The following is a 20,574-nucleotide window of genomic DNA, read 5'->3' as shown; positions in this document are numbered from 1 at the left end:
TTGGCGCTGCTTGGGGTCAACGGGGATCAGCGCCAGTCGGCGATGATGTCAGCCAGTTCGCGGCGCGGTCCCGTGTAGAACGGGATTTCTTCGCGCACGTGCAGGCGAGCCTCGGTGGCGCGCAGGTCGCGCATCATGTCGACCAGACGGTGCAGCTGGTCGGCTTCGAAGCCCAGCAGGAACTCGTAGTCGCCCAGAGCGAACGACGACACCGTGTGCGCTTTGATGTCCTTGTAGCCCGCAGCTGCCATACCGTGGTCGCGCAGCATCTTCGAACGGTCTTCGGCTTTGAGGATGTACCAGTCGTAGCTGCGCACGAACGGGTACACGCACAGGTAGTCCAGCGGTGTTTCGTCCGTCATGAACGCTGGGATGTGACGGCGGTTGAACTCTGCGGGGCGGTGCAGACCGACAACCGACCACACGGGTTCGAGGATCGCGCCGAGTGTTGAGCGGCGAACAATCGAGTAGGCCTTCTGGAGGGTTTCGACCTTCGGTGCGATCCACCAGAACATGATGTCGGCGTCAGCGCGCAGTGCCGAAACGTCGTAGGTTCCGCGGACGGTCAGGCCTTCCGCTTTGAGTTCGTCCAGCTGCTCAAGGACCTCACCGGCAAGCTGCTGGCGGTCACCCTCGGGGAGGTCACCGCTGGCGGCGAAGACGGAATAGCCGAGGTAGCGGATTTCGTCGTTGGCCTGGTCGATCTGTTCCTGTGAGGGTTCTTGGTATTCGCGCATTATCAGCCTTTCTCGCTCATGCGATGGATTTCGTTCTGCGCTCGGGATATGCACGCCGGCAGTCCTACACCTTCGTACACGTTTCCGACCAGCGCCAGGCCGGGGATCTCAGATGTCGCGCGGTCGATGTCCGCCACGCGGGCAAAGTGTCCCGGGGTGAATTGCGGCAGACTGTCCTGCCACCGCTGGACTTCGAGGTGCTCAGCGGTGTCGTTCCTGCCGGTGATGTCGAGCCAGTCCGCCCACGCGCGGCTGGCAAGTTCGTCATCGTCCAACTGCTCCCATACATCGGGGGCATCGCCGAAGCGGCCCACACTCATGCGCACAACAGCACGGCCTTCAGGCAGGACGTCGTCCAGCCACGGCCATTTGGTTGACGCGTAGGTGGAGGCCTTGATGAAGCGGTCTTCCGTAGGCGGGATGAGGAACCCGCTGCCGCCTAGGGGCTCAGCAAGGTCGAGGACCGCCGTGATGACAGCCGAACTGGCGTAGGGAACCTCCGCCAGCAGCTGCGCGGCCCGAGGTGCCTCTGCGCGCAGAATCTCAGCTGCCGCGTAAGCGGGCACGGCAATGATGAGATCGTCGGCACGCACCTGCTCGCCGCCGGCGAACAGCACCTGCCAGCCGTCGTCTGCTCTGTTCGCGGACACAGCCTGCGCACCCGTATTGATCTGCCCGCCACGACTGCGCACATCTTCGGCAAGAGCCGTGATCAGAGCGCTGATCCCGCCGCGCAGAGTCATGAACACAGGCGGTGCGGACTTCTTCTGAGTGCCGGGAACATTCGCTCCCGAGGTGGCGGTGCGGGCGGCAAGCGCGTCCCTGACGGTCTCAAGCACCGAGGTGCCGTTGCGGTGAGCCTGCAGCAGCGCCGGGACGGTCGCCTGCATCGACAGGTCGCGGCAGCGACCCGAGTACACGCCGCCGATGAGCGGGTCGAGCACCTTGTCGACGACAGCATCCCCCAGGCGGGAGGCAATGAAATCACCGACCGACACATCGTCAGCACCGGCGGGGGTCAGCTGTTCGGCTTCAGCTCTGGCGATCTCATCGGCGCTCAGGATTCCCTCAAGCGCGCGGGGGTCCCCCGGCACGCCCATGAGGGTGCCCTTGGGCATGGCCTGCATTCGCCCGCCCACAAACAGCTGCGAAGAGTGCTCGCGGGACGGATACACGGCTTCCAAACCCAGGCGCTCGGCAAGGCCCCGGGTTTCCGGCCGCACATAGAGGCTCGCCTCGGCACCCACGTCAGCCGACTCAACAGCCCCGCCCAGTGTCGAAGACTTCAGCAGACCGCCCAAGCGGTCAGACGCCTCGTACACCGTGACAGAACTGCCCGGCGAGTACTGCAGATACTCATAGGCGGCGGTCAGGCCGGAGATCCCGGCCCCAATGACGACAGCGGAGCGTCCGGTCATGCCTTTTCAGCCAGAACCTGTTCCGAGATCCGGTGGACTTCCCGAACAACCCGGCCCGGCACCTCGGGATCGGTGTTCGGCAGCACGCCGTGACCCAGGTTGAACACAAAGCCGGGAGCTTCGAGCCCCTTGCGGACAATCGACTCGATCCGCTCCTGCAGAGCCTCCCACGGAGCGAACAGCATCGCGGGATCCAGGTTGCCCTGCACAGCCTGATGCGGCTGGATTCGCTTAATGCCCTCGGCCAGGTCAACGCGGAAGTCGACGCCGACGGCGGTCGAACCGGCCTCCGACATAGCGGTCAGCAGCTCACCAGTCTGCACACCGAAGTGAATGCTGGGAACATCCAGATCAGAAAGGCCGGAGAAAAGACGCTGCGTGTGCGGCAGAACATAACGACGGTAGTCCTCCTCACACAGGTAGCCCGCCCAGGAGTCGAACACCTGGAAAGCGCTCGCGCCGGCCTCAACCTGCGTGCGGATGAACAGCTCCGACATGACGTCGAGCTTGCTCAGCAGACGGTCGAACAGTTCAGGAGCGCCGACCATCATGGCCTTCGTCTTTTCGTGATTCTTCGACGGACCGCCCTCAATGAGGTAGCTGGCCAGCGTAAACGGTGCGCCGGCAAAGCCGATGAGCGGAGTGTCTTCGGGAAGCTGCTCAACAATTCCGCGCACCGATTCGACAATGTCGGGAATGTCATCCGGAGTCAGCTCTGGCAGGGCGTCAATGTCCTCAGCCCGACGGATGGGCTGATCCATGACCGGCCCAACACCGGGTTTGATCTCCACGCCAACACCAGCCGCCTGCAGCGGAACGACAATGTCAGAGAAGAAGATCGCAGCGTCAACGCCGTGACGGCGGACCGGCTGCATCGTGATTTCGGTGACCATGTCTGGGCGGCGGCACGACTCCAGCATCGAGGTGCCCTCACGCAGTTTGAGGTACTCCGGCAGAGACCTGCCTGCCTGCCGCATAAACCAGACGGGTGTGCGCGATACAGGACGGCCGGTTGCCGCCCGCTCGAAAGTTGTAGCCATGCCCCTATCGTCTCAGATGCTGAGCCCATCCGGGACACCGGTCACGGTCATACCGCGAAGGTGTGACCGGCACCTCGTCACAGGAGTTTGCCGAGGTCGTGGAAGCGGCGTTGGTGATAGACCATGGGAATGCCCTGTGGCCTGCGCACGATGTCTTCCACTTCTCCCACGACCACCGTCGATTCCCCAACCGGCAGCCTGCCGTAGTGGGAACACACAAACACGGAGTGCGCGTCATCGAGCACCGGGACCCCATCATCCATATACGTCCAGTTCTGGCGGGCCGAAAAGCGCTCCCCGCCGGGCATGGCGAACTGAACGGCAAGCTCCGAATGCCCCGTGTGGAGCATGTTGACGGCAAAGCGCGGAGCGTCGAGAACATGACCGGCCGCTCCCCTGGCCTTCGTGACGGAGAACAGGAGCGAAGGCGGGTCGAGCGACACGCTGGCCACCGAGGAGGCCGTCAGCCCGAACGGACCGTCACCGCTGTCTGCGGTGATGATGCACACTCCGGCCGGGTGATCGGCAAAAGCGCTTTTGAAGTCTTCAGGTTCAACAGACACTGTGTACTCCTTCCGACGGTTCAAGGCACTTCGACCCCCGAGTATTCCATCCGCCCGGCGTGGGAGCTTCGCCTGCCCCGCCGCGCTGTCTACCGTTGAGGGCGTGGTCCAGCCTGTTCCCATCAATCGCACGCCCAAGGCCTTCGCGACACTCGCCGAGGCTCTCCGGGCCGTGCAGTCGACCCCGCAGGTGAGGATCGAAGAAATCGCCGCACCCGGCCGGCTAGCACCGTGGGCCGTCGCTTTCTCCGCCCAGGTCACAGCCGAGGGCACGTTCCTCGAAGACGACGCCGTTGACGACCTCGCGACCGGCCGAATCGTCGTCCTCTACGACCCGGCAGCACCGGAAGAATGGCAGGGGCCGTTCAGGATCGTGTCCTATATCCGTGCGGAACTCGAAGACGAACTGGCCGCCGAGCCGATGCTCGGCCACGTTGCGTGGACGTGGCTGACAGACGCCCTGGACGGGCGCGACTGCGATGTGACCGCCGTCGGCGGCACAACCACGAAAGTCATATCCGAAAGCTTCGGAACCCTCGCGCAGCGGCCGACGACCGTCGACCTTGAACTGCGTGCATCGTGGACCCCAGTGCTTGAGGATCCCGCAGACATTTCCGAACACGTTGAAGCGTGGGTCGAGCTCATCATGACCGTGGCGGGCCTTCCACCCATGCCCGAAGGAGTCAGTCCCTTCCCGGGACGCAGGCGATGAGCTCATCTGACGTCGACCCCAACCTTCCACTCCTCGACGAACCCGCCGGCGGCGTGCCGGAGGTCATCAGCACCCCGAAAGCGCTCGCCGACGCGGTTGCCGCTTTGGAGGCCGGAACTGGCCCCGTAGCCGTCGATGCCGAACGCGCCTCGGGCATCCGCTACGGCAGCCGCGCCTTCCTCATACAGCTCAAGCGCGCAGGAACGGGGATCCTCCTGCTGGACCCGGAAGCCTTTGACAGTCTCGAACCGGTTGGCCGCGCAATGCAGGATGCCGAATGGATTCTGCACGCTTCGAGCCAAGACCTGCCCTGTCTGGCTGAAGCCGGCATGGTTCCCACCCGCGTCTTCGACACCGAAATCGCCGCTCGTCTGCTGAACGAACCGAAATTCGGACTGGCTTCACTCATCGGCGCCCACCTGGGAGTTCGCCTGGCAAAGGAGCACTCCTACGTCGACTGGTCTCAGCGTCCACTCCCCCACGACTGGCTGGCCTACGCCGCTCTTGACGTCGAACTGCTCATTGAACTGCGCGACATTCTCGAACAGAAGCTGCGTGAAGCCGACAAGTGGGAAATCGCTCAGCAGGAGTTCGCACACGCTGCACTGTTCACCCCGAAGGTGTACCCGGAGCCCTGGCGGCGCGTGCACGGTCTGGGTGCAATCAAGAATCGCCGCGGTCTGGGGCGTGTGCGCGCCATGTGGGCGGTGCGCGACGATCTCGCCGAAGAGCGCGATGTCGCTCCCGGACGCATCATCGCGGACCGAGCTATGGTGCAGGCAGCGGGAACACAGCTGAGATCTTCCAAAGAGCTGCTGCGACTTCCCGGTCGAGGCCGCCCGACACCCGCGGATGCCCGTGAGCTCTTCAGCGCCGTGCAGGCCTGTAACCGCCTGCCAGAAGACATGATGCCCACGGTGCGCGATCCGCAGAAGTCAACACCGCGGCTGACCAGGCAACAGCGGGACGCGGCAAAGGACATCCTGACGCACATGAAGAGTGCCGTGAACGCGCGGGCAGAAGAGCTCGATGTACCGCACGACCTTCTCATCACTCCGGCTTTGGTGCGGGAACTGGCATCGCGGGCTGCCCTTGGCGGCGACCACCCGGCCGATGTCGATGCTGTCGAAGACTTCCTGCGGGAGCGCGGTGCGCGCGAATGGCAGAATGCCGAGGCTGCACCGCTGCTGTGCCGGGTGATCGATCAGCATCGCAGCGTGCGCGCCTGAGTGCCGACCGGCTGCAGGCTGCAGTCTCCTGCCTCTGCTGGTCAGCCGGCTGAGTCAGCGAGCTTCGCGCAGGTGACGCTCGGCACCGGGAAGCATGCGCAGAATGTCTTCGACCATGTCCGAAACATCCATGCCGGCATAGGACAGGACTTCTTCGCGCGTTCCCTGCGGCAGGAATTCATCCGGCACGCCGAGTTCGACAACGCCCGTGCGCGAACGGTCTTCACGCAGCTCCTGTCGGATCTGCGATCCGATGCCGCCGATCTTGATGCCGTCTTCGATCACAGCGACGAGGCTGAACTCAGCGCCGCGTTCGATGACGGACTGCGGGACCGGCAGCACCCACCGGGGGTCGACGACCATGGCGCCGATGCCGCGGGATGCGAGTTCGTCACGCACAGCCAGGGCTCGGTCGGCAAGAGCCCCAACCGACACGATGAGAACGTCTTCACTGCAGTCCTCAGGCACGTCGGCCAACACGTCAACGCCGTCTTCTGTGCGGCGCAGCGCTTCGAATTCACGGCCGACTTTGCCGCGGGAGAAACGCACGACCGTCGGGGCGTCTTCCACTTCGACGGCTTCGCGCAGTTCTTCAACCAGTCGTGTGGCGTCACGCGGGGCTGCCAGCTGCAGTCCTGGGACGATCCGCAGCATCGCCATGTCCCACACGCCGTGGTGGCTTGCTCCGTCCGGGCCTGTCACGCCGGCGCGGTCAAGGACGAAAGTCACACCCTGTTTGTGGAGTGCAACGTCCATGAGCACCTGGTCGAAGGCGCGGTTGAGGAAGGTTGCGTACAGGCAGACCACGGGGTGCAGTCCCCCGAAGGACAGACCGGCGGCCGAGGCCACTGCGTGCTGTTCGGCAATGCCGACGTCGAAAACCCGCTCGGGGTATTCGTCTGCGAACTCCTTCAGCCCCACCGGCTGCAGCATGGCGGCGGTGATGGCCACGATGTCGTCGCGCTTGCGCGCGATCTCAACGATTTCCTTGCCGAACACCTCGGTCCACGAGGTGCCGACTGTCGGCTTGGCCTTGCCCGTTGAAGGGTCAATGACGCCGACGGCGTGGAACTGGTCCGCGTCGTCGTTATACGCCGGAGCGTAGCCGTGGCCCTTCTGGGTGAGCGCGTGCACGATGACGGGACCGGCATCGTACTGTTTGGCCAGACTCAGCGCCCGCTGGAGGGCTTCGAGGTCATGCCCGTCCACCGGTCCGATGTACTTGATCCCCAGTTCGTCGAACATGCCGGCCTGCGGTGACGGCGTCGTCACCATGTCTTTCAGACCCTTTTTCATACCGTGCATGGCCGAATAGGCGTAGCGGCCGGGGATCCCGCCCTCCTGCAGGCGTTCCTTGCCCCAGGACAGGATCTTTTCGTAGCTCGACGAAGTGCGCAGGGAATCGAGGTGCGTTGCGAAGCCGCCGACGGTCGGCGCGTAGGAGCGGCCGTTGTCGTTGACGACGATGACCATTTTGCGCGGTGGGGTCGATTCGTCCGCTGCGATTGTATTGAGCGCTTCCCAGGCCAGGCCGCCCGTCAGCGCACCATCGCCGACGACGGTGACGACATGGCGGTCGTTCTTACCGCGCAGCTGATTCGCCTTGGCGATGCCGTCAGCCCATGACAGCGCAGCCGAAGCGTGCGAGTTCTCGATGACGTCGTGCGGGCTTTCTTCCCGCGAGGGGTAGCCGGACATGCCGTCCCACTGGCGCAGCGTGTCGAAGCCGGCGAGTCTGCCGGTGAGGAGTTTGTGGACGTAGGACTGGTGGCCCACATCGAACAGCACGGTGTCACGCGGGGACTTGAACACGCGGTGAATCGCCATGGTCAGTTCGACAACGCCGAGGTTGGGACCCAGATGTCCGCCGACGGCTGAGACTTTCGAAATCAGTTCGTCGCGGATCTCTTTGGCCAGAACGTCACATTCTGCGTCGCTGAGTTCCCGCAGGTCATCAGGGCCTCTCAGCCCCTCAAGAAAAGTCACCGCGTGGTCCTCCAGTGCGTGTAGGTGTCAGCAGTCCAGTCTAACCGCCTACAGAAAAATGACAGAAACTGACCGTCAGCACCTTTCAATGGGCGTAGTCTGGCTCACATCAAAAACCCGATTCGAAGTAGGTGCCCGTGAGCACACCACCAACATCAGCAACAGCACGTCCGCATACAAACGCCAAAACCATCATCGGCACGAGCGTTGGAAACGCGCTCGAATGGTACGACTGGAACGTCTACGCCAGCTTCGCCGTATACCTGTCCAGCCAGCTGTTCAACAGCGACAACCCGCAGTCAGCGTTCCTGGAGACTATGGCGGTCTTCGCCGTCGGCTTCGTCGCCCGGCCATTCGGCGGTGTTGTCTTCGGCTGGATCGGCGACCGAATCGGCCGCAAACACGCACTCACCCTGTCAGTCGTCGCCGCATCCGGCGGCTCACTGCTCATCGCGATCTGCCCGACCTATGAATCGGTGGGTTAGCTATCCTCAGCACTGCTCCTTGTGGCCCGGCTCATTCAGGGGCTCGCCCACGGCGGTGAGCTCCCAGCCGCACAGACCTACCTTGCCGAACAGGCACCTCGCGAGCACAGGGGCCTGTACTCCTCCAGCATCTACGTGTCCGGCACCTGCGGCCAGCTTATCGGCCTGGCTCTCGGCCTGACCCTGCAGGCAACACTGTCACCGGAGGCCATGAACGCATGGGGGTGGCGAATCCCGTTCGCCCTGGGCGCCGTGCTCGGACTTGTGGCGCTGTGGATCCGTCGCCACATGGAAGAATCCGAAATCTTCGAAGAGCAGCGCAGGAAAGCACAGGAACAGCCCAAACCAGAGCTGTCAAAGAACGTCTTCATCGAAGTGTTCAAGAACTGGCCCATCGGCCTGCGTGTCATCGGCATGACCGCCGGTCTGACGGTTTCGTACTACATCTGGTCAGTCACCATCGCATCTATTTCGCACAAGTCGTTCGGCTTCACGGAACAGCAGGGCTTCGTTGCCGGTCTGATCGGCAATATCGTCTTCTGCTTCGCACTTCCGGTATGGGGCTGGGTGTCTGACAAGTGGGGCCGCAAACCCACTATGCTCATCGGCCTGGGCGGAAGTGCGCTTCTGTACTTCCCCGCCATCGGCATCATCGCCACCGGATCGTTCCCGCTGCTGGTCGCAGCAGTGTGCACGCAGCTGATCCTGCTGGCGGGATTCCTTTCGCACGCCCCGGCCACCTACGCCGAAATGTTCCCCACGGCTCAGCGCACCGCCGGCTTCGGCATCCCCTACGCCGTGGCCATTGCAGCGTTCGGCGGTACCGCCGGCATGGTGCTCGCCGCCGTTGGCAACCCCTGGATCTTCGCCGGATACTCGGTGTTCCTGCTGATCGTCTCGTGCATCACGATTTCCACCATGAAGGAAACCTCAGGCTCAGACCTCAGCCACTGACGGCAGCGCCGCAGCCCCTGCGGGGCTGAGCTTCCCCATATGACGAGGCGCCGCTCAGGTGAGTTTTCGAACTCACCTGAGCGGCGCCTCGTGTGCAGAGCCGGTCAGCTCAGGCCGGCGTAGAGGCTCCTCTGCAGGGGCCTGCGCACGAGCAGCAGGCACACGCCGATGAGGACCGCCGAGGCGCCGATGATGACGAAGTAGGCGCTGTTCGGAATCGCGGCGTAGAGCTGCCCGAGCAGACCGGACAGCGACGAGCCGAGCGCCAGAGTCAGAAAGTTGACCGCGACCATCTGGGCGGTGAACGCCTTCGGCGCGATCTGCGTGGCCAGAGCCAGCCCGATCGGTCCGACAAAGTTCTCCGAGCTGCCCATGATCGCCATGAAGATCAGGATGAGGACGACGGGAATCTCGTCCTGAAACGCCCACGCGGAGATGACGAGTAGGAAGAAGAAGCCCACGCCGATCTGAATCGACCCGATCGAGTACTTGGCGGCCGCGCCGGGCTGGCGCGAGCCCATCTTCGTCCACAGCGATGCGATGAGCGGTGCGGCGAGGACCGCGGCCAGCGGGCTGAACATCGAGACCCATCCGACGGGGAAGGACCAGTCGCCGAGGCTGCGGTCCACTCTCTCCTGGATGAGGATCGACACGGCGGTGAACTTCTGGAACAGGAAGCCGAAGTACAGGCCGGAGACGAAGAACAGGGGAATGAAGGACGCGACGCGGCGCTTCTCGGTCGCAGTGACCTTCTTCGACGTGAGCATGACGGCGAAATACGCCGCAGCAGCGACGACGGCGACGACCGTAGCGACAGTCGAGAGCATCTCCGCGCGCAGCAGTCCGCTCCATGCGGCGATGCCGACGACTGCGATGGCAGCCGCGGTGAGGACGACGGCGGTGCGCGCACCCCGCGGCGAGAGCGGCCGCGTGACCTGGTCGGCCCTCTTGGGCAGGCGGCGGGAGGAGAAGACGTACTGGATCACGGCGGCGATCATGCCGACTGCCGCAAGCGCGAACCCCGGGTGGAAGCCCCATTCCTCCTGTACGAAGCCCGTCGCGAGCGGTCCGATGACGGAACCGGTGTTGATGGCCATGTAAAAATAGGAGAATCCCGCGTCTCGTCTGGCCAGGGTCTCGTCTTCGAGGATGAAGCCGACGATGGATGTGATGTTCGTCTTGAGTGCGCCGGTGCCGAGGATGATGAGGACGAGGCCGACGGCAAGCCCCGGCAGTCCGGCCACGACGGCCAGGCCGATGTGGCCGAACGCGATGACGATGCCGCCGATGAGCACAAGCCGCTTCGGGCTCAGGACGCGCTCGCCGAGCCACGCTCCGATGAGCTGGGCGATGTAGACCGCTCCCCCGTAGGCGCCGACGATGCCCGCCGAGGCCGCGGGGCTGAGTGCGAGTCCGCCCTGATCGAGCTCGTAGAGCAAATAGAAGGACAGGATGCTCTGAAGTCCGTAGAAGGAGAATCTCTCCCAAAGCTCGGTCAACGCCATGCCGCCGATGCTGTGCACGCGCGCACTGGTCTTCGCTGCTGCGGACTCAGATGCCAAACTTCGCTCCTTCTCTGGCCGGGGCTGCTGCTACCCCGCCGATCGGGGCGTCGAACGATGTGAGTCTAACGATTTCGAGCCTCGGGGCGCAGACAAGCGGACACAGCAAAGCGGGCCGGATCATATGATCCGGCCCGCTTCAGCGCTGCCTTACGGCTTCAGCGAATCTTCAGTGCGTCACTTCACGAGCGAGCGGAGGACGTACTGGAGGATGCCGCCGTTGCGGTAGTAGTCGGCTTCACCGGGGGTGTCGATGCGCAGAACAGCGTCGAACTCAACGGTCTCACCGTTGTCCTTGGTCGCGGTGACCTTCAGCGTCTTCGGCGTGACACCGTCGTTGAGCTGTTCGACACCTGCGATCGAGAAGGTCTCGGTGCCGTCCAGGCCCAGCGTGTCGGCGCTTTCACCGGCCGGGAACTGCATGGGCAGAACACCCATGCCGATCAGGTTCGAACGGTGGATGCGCTCGAAGCTCTCAGCGATGACAGCGGCAACGCCGAGCAGCTTGGTGCCCTTTGCAGCCCAGTCACGCGAAGAACCGGAGCCGTATTCCTTACCGCCGAGGACGACCAGCGGGGTGCCGGCAGCCTGGTAGTTCATAGCGGCGTCGTAGATGGTGGTCTGCGGGCCGCCTTCCTGCGTGAAGTCGCGGGTGAAGCCACCCTGAACACCGTCGAGCAGCAGGTTCTGCAGGCGGATGTTGGCGAACGTACCGCGAATCATCACTTCGTGGTTACCGCGGCGCGAACCGTAGGAGTTGAAGTCCTTGCGCTCAACACCGTGCTCGGTGAGGTACTTACCTGCCGGGGTGTCGGCCTTGAAGGAACCAGCCGGCGAAATGTGGTCAGTGGTGACCGAGTCGCCGAGCTTGGCGAGCACGCGGGCGCCTTCGATGTCCTTGACCGGCGCCGGTTCGAGTTCCATGCCCTCGAAGTACGGGGGCTTGCGGACGTAGGTCGATTCGTCGTCCCATTCGAAGACGGAACCGGACGGGGTGTCGAGCTTCTGCCAGCGCTCGTCACCGTCGAAGATGGTGCCGTATTCGGACTTGTAGGCTTCGGTCGAAATCGAGGAGTCGATGACGCTTTCGACTTCTTCCGGCGAAGGCCAGATGTCCTTGAGGAAGACGTCGTTTCCGTCCTGATCCTGACCCAGCGGCTGGTTTTCGAAGTCGAAGTCCATGCTTCCGGCCAGGGCGTATGCGATGACCAGCGGCGGCGAAGCCAGGTAGTTCATCTTGACGTCCGGGCTGATGCGGCCTTCGAAGTTGCGGTTACCGGACAGGACTGCGGTGACCGAAAGGTCGTTGTCCTGAATGGCTTCCGAGATCTCCGATTCGAGCGGACCGGAGTTGCCGATGCAGGTGGTGCAGCCGTAGCCGACGATGAAGAAGTTCAGCGCCTCGAGGTCTTCGATGAGGCCGGCCTTGGTGTAGTAGTCGGTGACGACCTTCGAACCGGGAGCAATCGAGGTCTTGACCCACGGCTTGGAGTTCAGACCCTTCTTGCGGGCGTTGCGGGCCAGCAGACCTGCGGCCATCATGACCGACGGGTTCGAGGTGTTGGTGCACGAGGTGATCGACGCAATGGCAACCGCACCGTTCTTCAGTTCGAATTCGCGGCCGTCGCCCATGGAGACGTCGACGGACTTGTCCTCTTCGCCCGGCTGAGCGTAGTTGTGGATGTCCTTGGCGAACTGAGCCTTGGCGTCAGACAGTTCGATGCGGTCCTGCGGACGCTTCGGACCGGAGATCGAAGGAACGACCGTCGACAGGTCGAGTTCGAGGTACTCGGAGTACTCGACTTCGTTCGACGGGTCGTGCCACAGGCCCTGTTCCTTGGCGTACTTTTCGACCAGCTCAATCTGCTCGTCCGAACGGCCGGTGAGCTTGAGGTAGTCGATGGTGACGTCGTCGATGGGGAACATGGCGGCGGTCGAACCGAATTCGGGGCTCATGTTGCCGATCGTGGCGCGGTTGGCCAGCGGAACGGCTCCAACGCCTTCGCCGTAGAACTCAACGAACTTGCCGACAACACCGTGCTGGCGGAGCATGTCGGTGATCGTCAGAACGACGTCGGTAGCGGTCACGCCGGAGGGGATTTCGCCCTTGAGCTTAAAGCCGACGACGCGCGGAATGAGCATGGAGACGGGCTGGCCGAGCATTGCTGCTTCTGCTTCGATGCCGCCCACGCCCCAGCCGAGCACACCGAGGCCGTTGACCATGGTGGTGTGGGAGTCAGTGCCGACGAGGGTGTCGGGGTAAGCGCGGGTCACGCCGCCGACTTCGCGGGCCATGACGACACGTGCCAGGTATTCGATGTTGACCTGGTGGACGATGCCCATGCCCGGGGGAACGACCTTGAAGTCGTCGAATGCGGTCTGGCCCCAGCGCAGGAACTGGTAGCGCTCACCGTTGCGCTGGTATTCGATGTCCATGTTGCGCTCGATGGCGTCTGCGTTGCCGAAGGAGTCAATCTGGACCGAGTGGTCGATGACGAGTTCAGCGGGAGCCAGCGGGTTGATGTCGTCCGGGTTACCGCCGAGTTCCTTAACGGCTTCGCGCATGGTGGCGAGGTCGACGATGCAGGGAACACCGGTGAAGTCCTGCATGACGACACGAGCCGGCGTGAACTGGATTTCAACGCTCGGTTCGGCCTTGGGGTCCCACGAGGCGAGTGCCTTGATGTGGTCCTCGGTGATGTTGGCACCGTCTTCGGTGCGGAGCAGGTTCTCCAGCAGGACCTTGAGGCTGAACGGAAGCTTGTCCGAACCATCGACCGCGCTGAGGCGGTAGATCTCGTAGGACTTGTCTCCGACCTCAAGAGTGCCCTTGGACTTGAAACTGTCGACGTTGCTCAAGTGACTCTCCTGTTCGTTCGCTCTCGATACCCTGCGCCCGGCTCGGCTTCATCCGAGCTCGAATTAGGCAACAAAAACGTTGTGCAAAGTATCTTGACGTCAAGATAAATCTTATCGCATCACCACAGTGTTCTCCACCACCGGGGCACGGCTGCCGTGCCCAGTCTCAGCGAGTGAAGACAGCGGTGAATTCGGTGTGCTTCGTCAGCGGGAAGGCATCCCAGCCCTGAAGGTGCGCAAGTTCAAAACCGCAGTCGAGCAGGCCGCGAGCGTCACGCGCGAAAGTCCCGGCGTCGCAGCTGACGTAGACGACCCTTCCCGCCGCCGAGGCGCCGATCGTGTTGACGACGTCTTCTCCGGCTCCCGCTCGGGGCGGGTCGAGCACGACGGTGTCGGCTGGCGGAAGCATTCCGAGCTTTTCAATGCGTCCGACTTCGAACTTGGCCGGCAGGCCTTCCGCGTTGGCTCTGGCGGACTGAATCGCCGCCTGCGATCCTTCGATCCCGGTGACTTTGGCCCCCGCCTTGGCGAGGAACACCGAGAACAGCCCGGCCCCACAGTACAGATCAAGTGCGGACTGCGGACGGCTCGCGAACTCGAGAACTTTCGCTGACAGAACATCCGCGGCATCCACGTGCACCTGCCAGAAGCCGTCGGCGTCCAGACCGAAGCGCTGGCCGCGGACTTCTTCGCGCACCCGTCCAGTGCCCGCGAGAACCTGCGGGGGTGCTGGGCGACCGCGATTGCGCTTGCCCTCTGTGCGCAGCAGAACAGACCAGGCACCCGGCTGCGCGGCTGCGATTTCCCTCAGCTTGCCCAGCACGGCCTCTTTCGGCTGCCCCACGGCGATGATCGCCCCGCCGCCAGCCGAGGCGACGAGCTCGAGCCTCGACAGCCCGGGCAGGGTCTGCCGGTGCAGACCCAGGTCATTGAGCTCATCGACCGCCAGCGGAATACGGGACACCGGAACAACCCGGTGAGATCCCCCGGCCCTCAGGCCGGGCTGGCCGTCCGGGCCCACGGCAAGCTGCACTCGGGTTCTCCAGTCCATACCGGAGCCTCCATCAGCTTCACGCGGCAGTGAGCTGACCCGCAGGTCCCATTCGATGCCGCCGATCCGCTCCAGCTGCTGCCGGGCGGCTTCGGCTTTGAGCCTGCGCGAATACGCAAGATCAACCGAAGCGAACTCCACCCCGCCAACGCCTGCGGCACCGCAGGCAGCCAGCCGGTCGGGAACACGGTGCTCTGATGGCGCGACAACCGAGGTGACCCGAGCGCGAGCAAAGCGCTTCTTCACCTGGGTCAGCTCCACCTCGACCGTTTCGCCCGGAAGGGCACCGTCAACGAAGACAACCCCGTCCTCGGTGCGGGCAGCGGCCGCTCCCCCGGCAGCCGGGGCATCGGGAACAAGAACACGGCGGTCACCGACCGCGGGACGCTGAGCAGTCATTTCTTCATCCTGAGGTCAGACAGTTCGATATTGCCCTCCGCGCTTTCCAGAACCACCTGACTGCGGTTGAAGGACTCCAGGCGCCACGGCACGGTCGCAACAACCACACCGGGCAGGAAAGCCAAGAACGACTTCAGCCGCAGAACCGTCTGGTTGTGCAGCAGCGACTCCCACCAGCGGCCCACGATGAACTGGGGAATGTAGACGATGATGAGGTCCTGCGGATGACGGCGACGCAGGGTCGTCACGTGCCGCATGATCGGACGGATGAGTTCCCTGAACGGCGAACCGATGATGGTCAGCGGAACCGTCAGCTCCATCGCGTCCCACTGCTTTTGGATTTCCTCAACCGCTTCGGCATCGACCGCAACAGTAATCGCCTCCAGCTGAGTGGGACGGCTGGCCCGCGCATAGGCAACAGAGCGCAAAGCGGGTTTGTTGATGCTGGTGACGACGACGACCGCGCGTGTTCCGGCCGGCAGGCGGCGCACATCCGTATCTTCCGGATCGACGCTCAGGTCGCGATTGACTGCCGAATAGTGACGGAAGATGCCGCCCATGAGCGCGTACAGCAGGAACATCGCCAGCAGCGCCATCCACACCCCGCCGACGAACTTCGTGATGATGACCACCACGAGAACCGTCAGTCCAAGAACCACTCCGACGAAGCCGACCAGACGGGCAATGAGCATCTTGGTGCGCTTGGGCCCGGAAACGGTACGGCGCAGAATGCGACTCCAGTGGCGGACCATGGCCAGCTGGCCCAAAGAGAACGACAGGAACACACCCACCAGATACAGCTCAATGAGCTTGGTGGGCTGTGCATCCGTGATGAAGATGATGAGCATCGACGCGCCCGCCAACACGAGGATGCCGTTGGAGAACGTCATGCGGTCTCCGCGGGTGGCCATCTGCTTGGGCAGCAGCTCGTCGCGGGCCAGGCGCGATGCCAGGACCGGGAAGCCCTCGATGGCGGTGTTCGCCGCAACCAGGAGGATGAGCGCTGACACGACGATGACAACGGCGGTGAGCACCGGCGAAAACGAGAACACCGCCTCGGCCATCTGCCCCACCACTGGGTGCTGCACGTAGTCGGGCCCGACGCTGTGGCCGTTCTTGGAAAGCTGAGCTGCGGGGTCGGCCGCATATTTGATGCCCAGCTCAGAGGCCAGCCACATGAGCCCTACGAGCATCGTCGCCGACAGGGCACCCGTGATGAGCAGCGTGTTTCCGGCATTGCGGCCGCGCGGCTGACGGAACTTCGGGGCTGCGGCAGCGACCGTCTCAATTCCTGCAACCGCCACGGACCCCGAAGAGAAGGCTCGCAGGACGATGAACACGGCAGCCAAGCCCTGCATCGCAGTATCAACGCCGGCCAAGGGCTCCAGAGTGAACGCAGCGCTTTCAGCCTGCGGAAGATCACCGGCGAGCATCCGGCCGAAGCCGACGGCCAGCATGATGAACACGAGTGCGATGAACGTGTACGTGGGCACCGCCATGAGCGTGCGAGTGCCCTTCCAGCCGCGCAGACCGAACAGCGACACAACGGCCACGCCTCCAAGCGCAACAAGAACCGTGTAGCCGCGCAGCGACGGAACAAGCTGGGCAACAAAGCCGGCGAACACCGCCATTGACACGGACAGGGTCAAGACGAAGTCCACCAGAAGAGCGGCGGCGACGAGCCTGGCCGGGCGGACACCGAGATTCTGCGCGACAACCGAATAGTCACCGCCGGCCGGATATGCCCGCAGCGTGAGCCGGAAGCACAGCACCATGATGAGAGTGACGACGCCTACGGCAAGGCCGATCCACGGCGAAATGGTGATCGCCACGATCCCGGAGGTCGACAGGGCAAGCAGAATCTCATCCGGCGCGTAGGTGACCGAGGACAGCATGTCTGAGGCAAAAACCGGCATTGCGAGGCGCTTCGGGAGCGCTTCGCGTCTAAAGTGGTCACTGCGAAACGGCCGTCCAACGACTGCGCGCTTGAGCGCATAGGTAAAACTGCTTGCCACGGCCCCCATGGTAGTCAACTGTGAAGAAGGCGGATGCCGTGCACTTTGTGATTATGGGCTGCGGGCGCGTCGGCGCTCTCCTGGCCAGGACACTCGACAGTCGCGGACACACGGTGGCGGTCATCGACCAGGATCCGGATGCGTTCCTCAAGCTGGGCCCGGACTTCTCCGGTTCGACCATCACGGGTGTCGGCTTCGATCGGGATGTCCTCAAACGCGCCAGAGTCGATGGTGCCTACGCCTTCGCCGCGGTCTCTTCCGGCGACAATTCGAACATTCTGGCCGCGCGCGTCGCCCGTGAAACCTTCGGCGTGAAGAACATCGCAGCTCGCATCTACGACCCCAAGCGTGCCCAGATCTTCGAACGGCTGGGCGTGCCGACCGTGGCGACGGTCCGGTGGACGGCCGAGCAGATGATGCGACGGCTCATTCCGCAGGGTTCCGTCAACGAATACCGCGACCCGTCCGGACAGATCGGCCTGTCAGAAGTGCATGTCAACCCGGCGTGGGTTTCGCACTCCGTTCTCGAAATCGAAGATGCGGTGCCGGGCCGCGTGGGCTTCATCACCCGGTCGGGTGAGGGCATCCTGCCGCAGAAGGACACCCTCCTGCAGGAGGGCGATCTTGTGCACATCATGTCGCGGATGGACGACCTCGAGGACATCGAGCGGATTCTCGATGCGCCCCCGGCACAGCAGTACAGGCAGCAGGACTGAGAGGAGTCACCATGAAGGTCGTCATCGCCGGAGCCGGCTCCGTCGGCAATTCCGTGGCCCGTGAGCTTTTGGAGAACGGGCACACCGTCCTGCTCATTGACAAAGACAAGGACGCAATCCGCCGTGACCTGGTGCCAGGCGCGCAGTGGCTCCTGTCTGATGCCTGCGAACCCGATGGTCTGGCCGAAGCCAATCTTGACTACGCCGATGTCGTCGTTGCGGCGACGGGTGATGACAAGACGAACCTGGTGCTGAGCCTGCTGGCGAAAACCGAGTTCGGTGTTCCCCGCACTGTCAGCCGAGTCAACAATCCCCGCAACGAATGGCTGTTCGACGACAGCTGGGGTGTTGATGTTGCCGTGTCAACACCTCGTCTGCTCACCGCGCTGGTCGAAGAAGCAGTCGAGGTCGGCGGTCTGGTGCAGCTGATGAACCTGCAGCGCGGCGGCACATCCCTTGTCGAGGTGACGCTGCACGAAACCGCTGCCATCACGGGTCAGCGTGTGGGCGACGTTTCGTGGCCGGCCGACACTGTTCTCGTTGCCCTGGTCCGGCAGGGCCGTGCCTTCGCTCCCGATGCCGATGATTCACTCATCGCCGGCGATGAACTGTACTTCCTGACCCTGCCGGAGCTGCATTCGCAGCTGACGGCAATGACCCGCTGATCACCGAAGCGCTGTTGAGGGTCTGCCGCGCAGCAGTGTGTAGGCCGGACAGAGCGTGACCATTTCACCGCCAAGAAGGCAGAATTTTCCGTGCACTGCGACCGGACGACCGGGCAGGAGGCCCGAGATTTCCCGCACACCCAAGAAGCGAACCCGCACCTCGCCCGTGTCGTCGGCGACGACACAGTCGAATGTCGGGTTTGCACCGTGTGCTGACCGCGTGATCGACCTGATGGTTCCGGCCACCGACGCGGTGTCGCGGTCTTCGACCTCGCTGATCGGCACGCAGGTCCGCGCCTGACGCGGCAGTTCGGCTACACGTGCAGCGCGCGTTCCGCTGTCAGCGGACTTCGGCAATTGTGGGACCCGGGTTGAGCGGATCGTCGTCGTCTGATTCTTCCCGCTTCGGTTCCGTGTTCGGCGGGGTGAGCATCAGCAGTTCGCGCGGAGGTCGGGCTTCTTCGCCGCGGTCGACGATGACGCCTCGCACCACCTTGCGCAGCTCTTCACTCGCGGGGCTGTCTTCTGCGGCCGCGTTCGTCAGTGCTGCCCGGAGGAACCAGCGGGGCCCGTCAATGCCGATGAAGTGCACGGGGCGCAGGGACGGGGTGTCTTCACCGTCGAGCTTGACGGGAACTTCGGCGTGCAGCTCGGTGCCGAATTCGGTGTAGCGCTCAGCTGCCGAACCGCCGGCCTGTTCAATGTTTGCCGCAGTCTGGGTGCGCACATCGCCCCAGATGCCTTCTGCTTTAGAAGCGGCGAAGGCCTGCAGCTGCAGGTTTCCGCCCTTGTGCACGAGTGTGACGGCGACGATTTCGCGCGTGTCCTCGGTCTGCTCAAGCTGTACCTGCATCTGGTCGTACACGGGAATCTTCAGAGCACCAAGGTCAAGGCGGTCAGCCTCAGAGGCCTCTTCGGATGCGTCCCACGGACCGTTCTCGGCACGGTCGCGCGGGCCTTCCTTCGCCGCGAAGTCATCGTCGGCGTCGACTTCTGCAGCTTCGTCAGCCGCAGCTTCGTCAGCGGCGACTTCTTCGGTGCTGTCCGGTTCTTCGTTCGGTTCCTCTGACGGCTTGGCCTTGCGAAAACGGCTGAAGAATGACATCTACTGCTCCTCGTTGTGGGTGAATCCGCCGGTTGATCCGAAACCGGCACTGCCCCGGTCTGATGTTGACAGCGTATCGACAATCTCGAATTCCGCCCGGGAGACCTCCTGAATGACGAGCTGCGCAATGCGGTCACCGCGCGAAATCGTCGCGGTCGCATCCGGATCGAGGTTGACCAGCGGAACCTGGATTTCGCCCCGGTAGCCCGCATCGATGGTGCCCGGCGCGTTGATGACGGTCACACCGGCTTTTGATGACAGTCCCGATCGGGGGTGAATGAAGCCCGCGTACCCTTCGGGAATCGACAGAGCAATTCCGGTCGGAACTCGGCGACGCTCCCCCGGCTGCAGCACGACGTCTTCGGCGGCGATCAGATCGCAGCCGGCATCACCGGAGTGCTCATAGGCGGGCACGGGAAGCCCCGGGTCGAGAACTTTGAGTTGGACGGGAACGATATTGGCAGCCACGGGCAGGACTTTAGTGCTTAGCGCGTGCCGATGCCACCTCGTGAACCGGGCGGCCGAACACCCCGCCAGCCACGTGGGACAATGGGGCACATGAACTCCCCCGCCTCCGCGACGCAGGGCGTCGCCTACGTCGAGAAGCTCTCACCCACGATCACCTGGTGGATTGTGGCACTGTTCCTGTCATCAATGACCGCTGCCATGGTCTACCCCGTCTGGCCGCTCGGCGCGATCGTGGTGCCCGTGGTCGTCTTCGCCCTCGCGGCGACCTGGCTGATGACTATGGGCGCGAAGATCCTCGTAACCGACACCCACTTCTATGCGGGGCGGGCACACATCGAGCGCAGCTTCATCACCGAAGTTGAGCCTTTGGGCCCCGCTGCGGCGTTCCAGGCTCGCGGACCGCAGCTGGATGCACGCGCATTTCTCATGATCCGCCCGTGGGTGAAGCAGGCCGTCCGGGTGCACATCAACGACCCCGCGGACCCGACGCCCTACTGGGTGGTCTCAACCAAACGCCCCGCGGCTTTGGCTAAGGCGCTGAACTCATAAGCAGCTGCCGGCAGGCACCACTGCAGGCAGACATAGGCAGCGGGGGCGAGAACAGATCTGT

General features: G+C 63.6%; 17 protein-coding genes and 1 pseudogene. 6 read left to right on the top strand and 12 right to left on the bottom strand.

Features of this window, described 5'->3' with window-relative positions:
* Nucleotides 1-26: 26 nt before the first annotated feature.
* The 4 genes from hemQ to HMPREF3172_RS06080 form a co-directional block, all read right to left on the bottom strand.
* On the bottom strand, nucleotides 27-737 hold the full coding sequence (gene hemQ, locus HMPREF3172_RS06095) for a hydrogen peroxide-dependent heme synthase (RefSeq protein ID WP_061941214.1): 711 nt from the start codon (nucleotides 735-737) through the stop codon (nucleotides 27-29).
* Between the two features lie 2 nt (nucleotides 738-739).
* Entirely contained in the window at nucleotides 740-2,155 is a 1,416-nt protein-coding gene (hemG, locus tag HMPREF3172_RS06090; RefSeq protein WP_070516216.1) for a protoporphyrinogen oxidase, read from the bottom strand.
* Nucleotides 2,152-3,195: a uroporphyrinogen decarboxylase gene (gene hemE / locus HMPREF3172_RS06085; protein ID WP_061941218.1), complete on the bottom strand. Its 1,044-nt coding sequence runs from the start codon at nucleotides 3,193-3,195 to the stop codon at nucleotides 2,152-2,154. Before hemE ends, hemG begins: the two co-directional genes overlap by 4 nt.
* A 77-nt stretch (nucleotides 3,196-3,272) precedes the next feature.
* Nucleotides 3,273-3,758: a flavin reductase family protein gene (locus tag HMPREF3172_RS06080; RefSeq protein WP_070516213.1), complete on the bottom strand. Its 486-nt coding sequence runs from the start codon at nucleotides 3,756-3,758 to the stop codon at nucleotides 3,273-3,275.
* A gap of 103 nt (nucleotides 3,759-3,861) precedes the next feature.
* Here HMPREF3172_RS06080 and HMPREF3172_RS06075 point away from each other — a divergent pair, with 103 nt between their 5' ends.
* Nucleotides 3,862-4,470: a DUF3000 domain-containing protein gene (locus HMPREF3172_RS06075; RefSeq protein ID WP_062020908.1), complete on the top strand. Its 609-nt coding sequence runs from the start codon at nucleotides 3,862-3,864 to the stop codon at nucleotides 4,468-4,470.
* Nucleotides 4,467-5,699 carry an HRDC domain-containing protein gene (locus HMPREF3172_RS06070; RefSeq protein ID WP_070516211.1) on the top strand — a complete coding sequence of 411 codons (1,233 nt, stop codon included), beginning with the start codon at nucleotides 4,467-4,469 and terminating at the stop codon, nucleotides 5,697-5,699. The genes HMPREF3172_RS06075 and HMPREF3172_RS06070 overlap by 4 nt, the downstream gene beginning before the upstream one ends.
* 54 nt (nucleotides 5,700-5,753) lie before the next feature.
* Here HMPREF3172_RS06070 and dxs read toward each other — a convergent pair whose 3' ends face one another.
* Nucleotides 5,754-7,685 (bottom strand): 1-deoxy-D-xylulose-5-phosphate synthase, encoded by a 1,932-nt coding sequence (gene dxs, locus HMPREF3172_RS06065; RefSeq protein ID WP_070516210.1) that lies wholly within the window; start codon nucleotides 7,683-7,685, stop codon nucleotides 5,754-5,756.
* 131 nt (nucleotides 7,686-7,816) lie between these two features.
* Here dxs and HMPREF3172_RS06060 point away from each other — a divergent pair.
* Nucleotides 7,817-9,124, top strand: a pseudogene (locus HMPREF3172_RS06060) (MFS transporter).
* A gap of 104 nt (nucleotides 9,125-9,228) precedes the next feature.
* On the opposite strand, the gene HMPREF3172_RS06055 reads toward HMPREF3172_RS06060, so the two are convergent.
* The 4 genes from HMPREF3172_RS06055 to HMPREF3172_RS06040 form a co-directional block, all read right to left on the bottom strand.
* Complete coding sequence (locus HMPREF3172_RS06055; protein ID WP_256173242.1) at nucleotides 9,229-10,686, bottom strand: peptide MFS transporter; 1,458 nt, start codon at nucleotides 10,684-10,686, stop codon at nucleotides 9,229-9,231.
* Between the two features lie 177 nt (nucleotides 10,687-10,863).
* The gene (acnA, locus tag HMPREF3172_RS06050; protein ID WP_070516208.1) at nucleotides 10,864-13,545 is read right to left on the bottom strand and encodes an aconitate hydratase AcnA; all 2,682 of its coding nucleotides are present in this window, start codon (nucleotides 13,543-13,545) and stop codon (nucleotides 10,864-10,866) included.
* 166 nt (nucleotides 13,546-13,711) lie between these two features.
* Nucleotides 13,712-14,995, bottom strand: coding sequence for a class I SAM-dependent RNA methyltransferase (locus HMPREF3172_RS06045; protein WP_070516206.1), 1,284 nt, complete (start codon nucleotides 14,993-14,995; stop codon nucleotides 13,712-13,714).
* Nucleotides 14,992-17,010, bottom strand: coding sequence for an APC family permease (locus tag HMPREF3172_RS06040; RefSeq protein ID WP_256173240.1), 2,019 nt, complete (start codon nucleotides 17,008-17,010; stop codon nucleotides 14,992-14,994). The genes HMPREF3172_RS06045 and HMPREF3172_RS06040 overlap by 4 nt, the downstream gene beginning before the upstream one ends.
* A 38-nt stretch (nucleotides 17,011-17,048) precedes the next feature.
* On the opposite strand from HMPREF3172_RS06040, the gene HMPREF3172_RS06035 reads away from it, so the two are divergent.
* Entirely contained in the window at nucleotides 17,049-17,726 is a 678-nt protein-coding gene (locus tag HMPREF3172_RS06035) for a potassium channel family protein (protein WP_061941237.1), read from the top strand.
* A gap of 11 nt (nucleotides 17,727-17,737) precedes the next feature.
* Nucleotides 17,738-18,391, top strand: coding sequence for a potassium channel family protein (locus tag HMPREF3172_RS06030; protein ID WP_061941239.1), 654 nt, complete (start codon nucleotides 17,738-17,740; stop codon nucleotides 18,389-18,391).
* Here HMPREF3172_RS06030 and HMPREF3172_RS06025 read toward each other — a convergent pair whose 3' ends face one another.
* Genes HMPREF3172_RS06025 through dut form a run of 3 tightly spaced genes read right to left on the bottom strand, consistent with a single transcriptional unit; the run spans nucleotide 18,392 to nucleotide 19,964 of the window.
* On the bottom strand, nucleotides 18,392-18,748 hold the full coding sequence (locus HMPREF3172_RS06025; RefSeq protein WP_061941242.1) for a single stranded DNA-binding domain-containing protein: 357 nt from the start codon (nucleotides 18,746-18,748) through the stop codon (nucleotides 18,392-18,394).
* Nucleotides 18,732-19,496 carry a DUF3710 domain-containing protein gene (locus HMPREF3172_RS06020; protein WP_070516203.1) on the bottom strand — a complete coding sequence of 255 codons (765 nt, stop codon included), beginning with the start codon at nucleotides 19,494-19,496 and terminating at the stop codon, nucleotides 18,732-18,734. Before HMPREF3172_RS06020 ends, HMPREF3172_RS06025 begins: the two co-directional genes overlap by 17 nt.
* Entirely contained in the window at nucleotides 19,497-19,964 is a 468-nt protein-coding gene (gene dut / locus HMPREF3172_RS06015; RefSeq protein WP_061941247.1) for a dUTP diphosphatase, read from the bottom strand. It lies immediately after the preceding gene.
* A gap of 90 nt (nucleotides 19,965-20,054) precedes the next feature.
* Here dut and HMPREF3172_RS06010 point away from each other — a divergent pair, with 90 nt between their 5' ends.
* Nucleotides 20,055-20,513, top strand: coding sequence for a DUF3093 domain-containing protein (locus tag HMPREF3172_RS06010; protein WP_070424889.1), 459 nt, complete (start codon nucleotides 20,055-20,057; stop codon nucleotides 20,511-20,513).
* The last annotated feature ends 61 nt before the right edge of the window (nucleotides 20,514-20,574 follow it).

This window comes from Brevibacterium sp. HMSC08F02, assembly GCF_001807555.1.
GTDB classification, from domain to species: Bacteria; Actinomycetota; Actinomycetes; order Actinomycetales; family Brevibacteriaceae; genus Brevibacterium; species Brevibacterium ravenspurgense.
Note: the sequence above shows the minus strand (reverse complement) of the source record. Positions and strands in the feature narration are given on the sequence as shown.

Coding starts and splice junctions, on each gene's coding strand:
- hemQ (WP_061941214.1), bottom strand. CDS start 737: ATGCGCGAATACCAAGAACCCTCACAGGAACAGATCGACCAGGCCAAC.
- hemG (WP_070516216.1), bottom strand. CDS start 2,155: ATGACCGGACGCTCCGCTGTCGTCATTGGGGCCGGGATCTCCGGCCTG.
- hemE (WP_061941218.1), bottom strand. CDS start 3,195: ATGGCTACAACTTTCGAGCGGGCGGCAACCGGCCGTCCTGTATCGCGC.
- HMPREF3172_RS06070 (WP_070516211.1), top strand. CDS start 4,467: ATGAGCTCATCTGACGTCGACCCCAACCTTCCACTCCTCGACGAACCC.
- HMPREF3172_RS06045 (WP_070516206.1), bottom strand. CDS start 14,995: ATGACTGCTCAGCGTCCCGCGGTCGGTGACCGCCGTGTTCTTGTTCCC.
- HMPREF3172_RS06030 (WP_061941239.1), top strand. CDS start 17,738: ATGAAGGTCGTCATCGCCGGAGCCGGCTCCGTCGGCAATTCCGTGGCC.
- HMPREF3172_RS06020 (WP_070516203.1), bottom strand. CDS start 19,496: ATGTCATTCTTCAGCCGTTTTCGCAAGGCCAAGCCGTCAGAGGAACCG.
- HMPREF3172_RS06010 (WP_070424889.1), top strand. CDS start 20,055: ATGAACTCCCCCGCCTCCGCGACGCAGGGCGTCGCCTACGTCGAGAAG.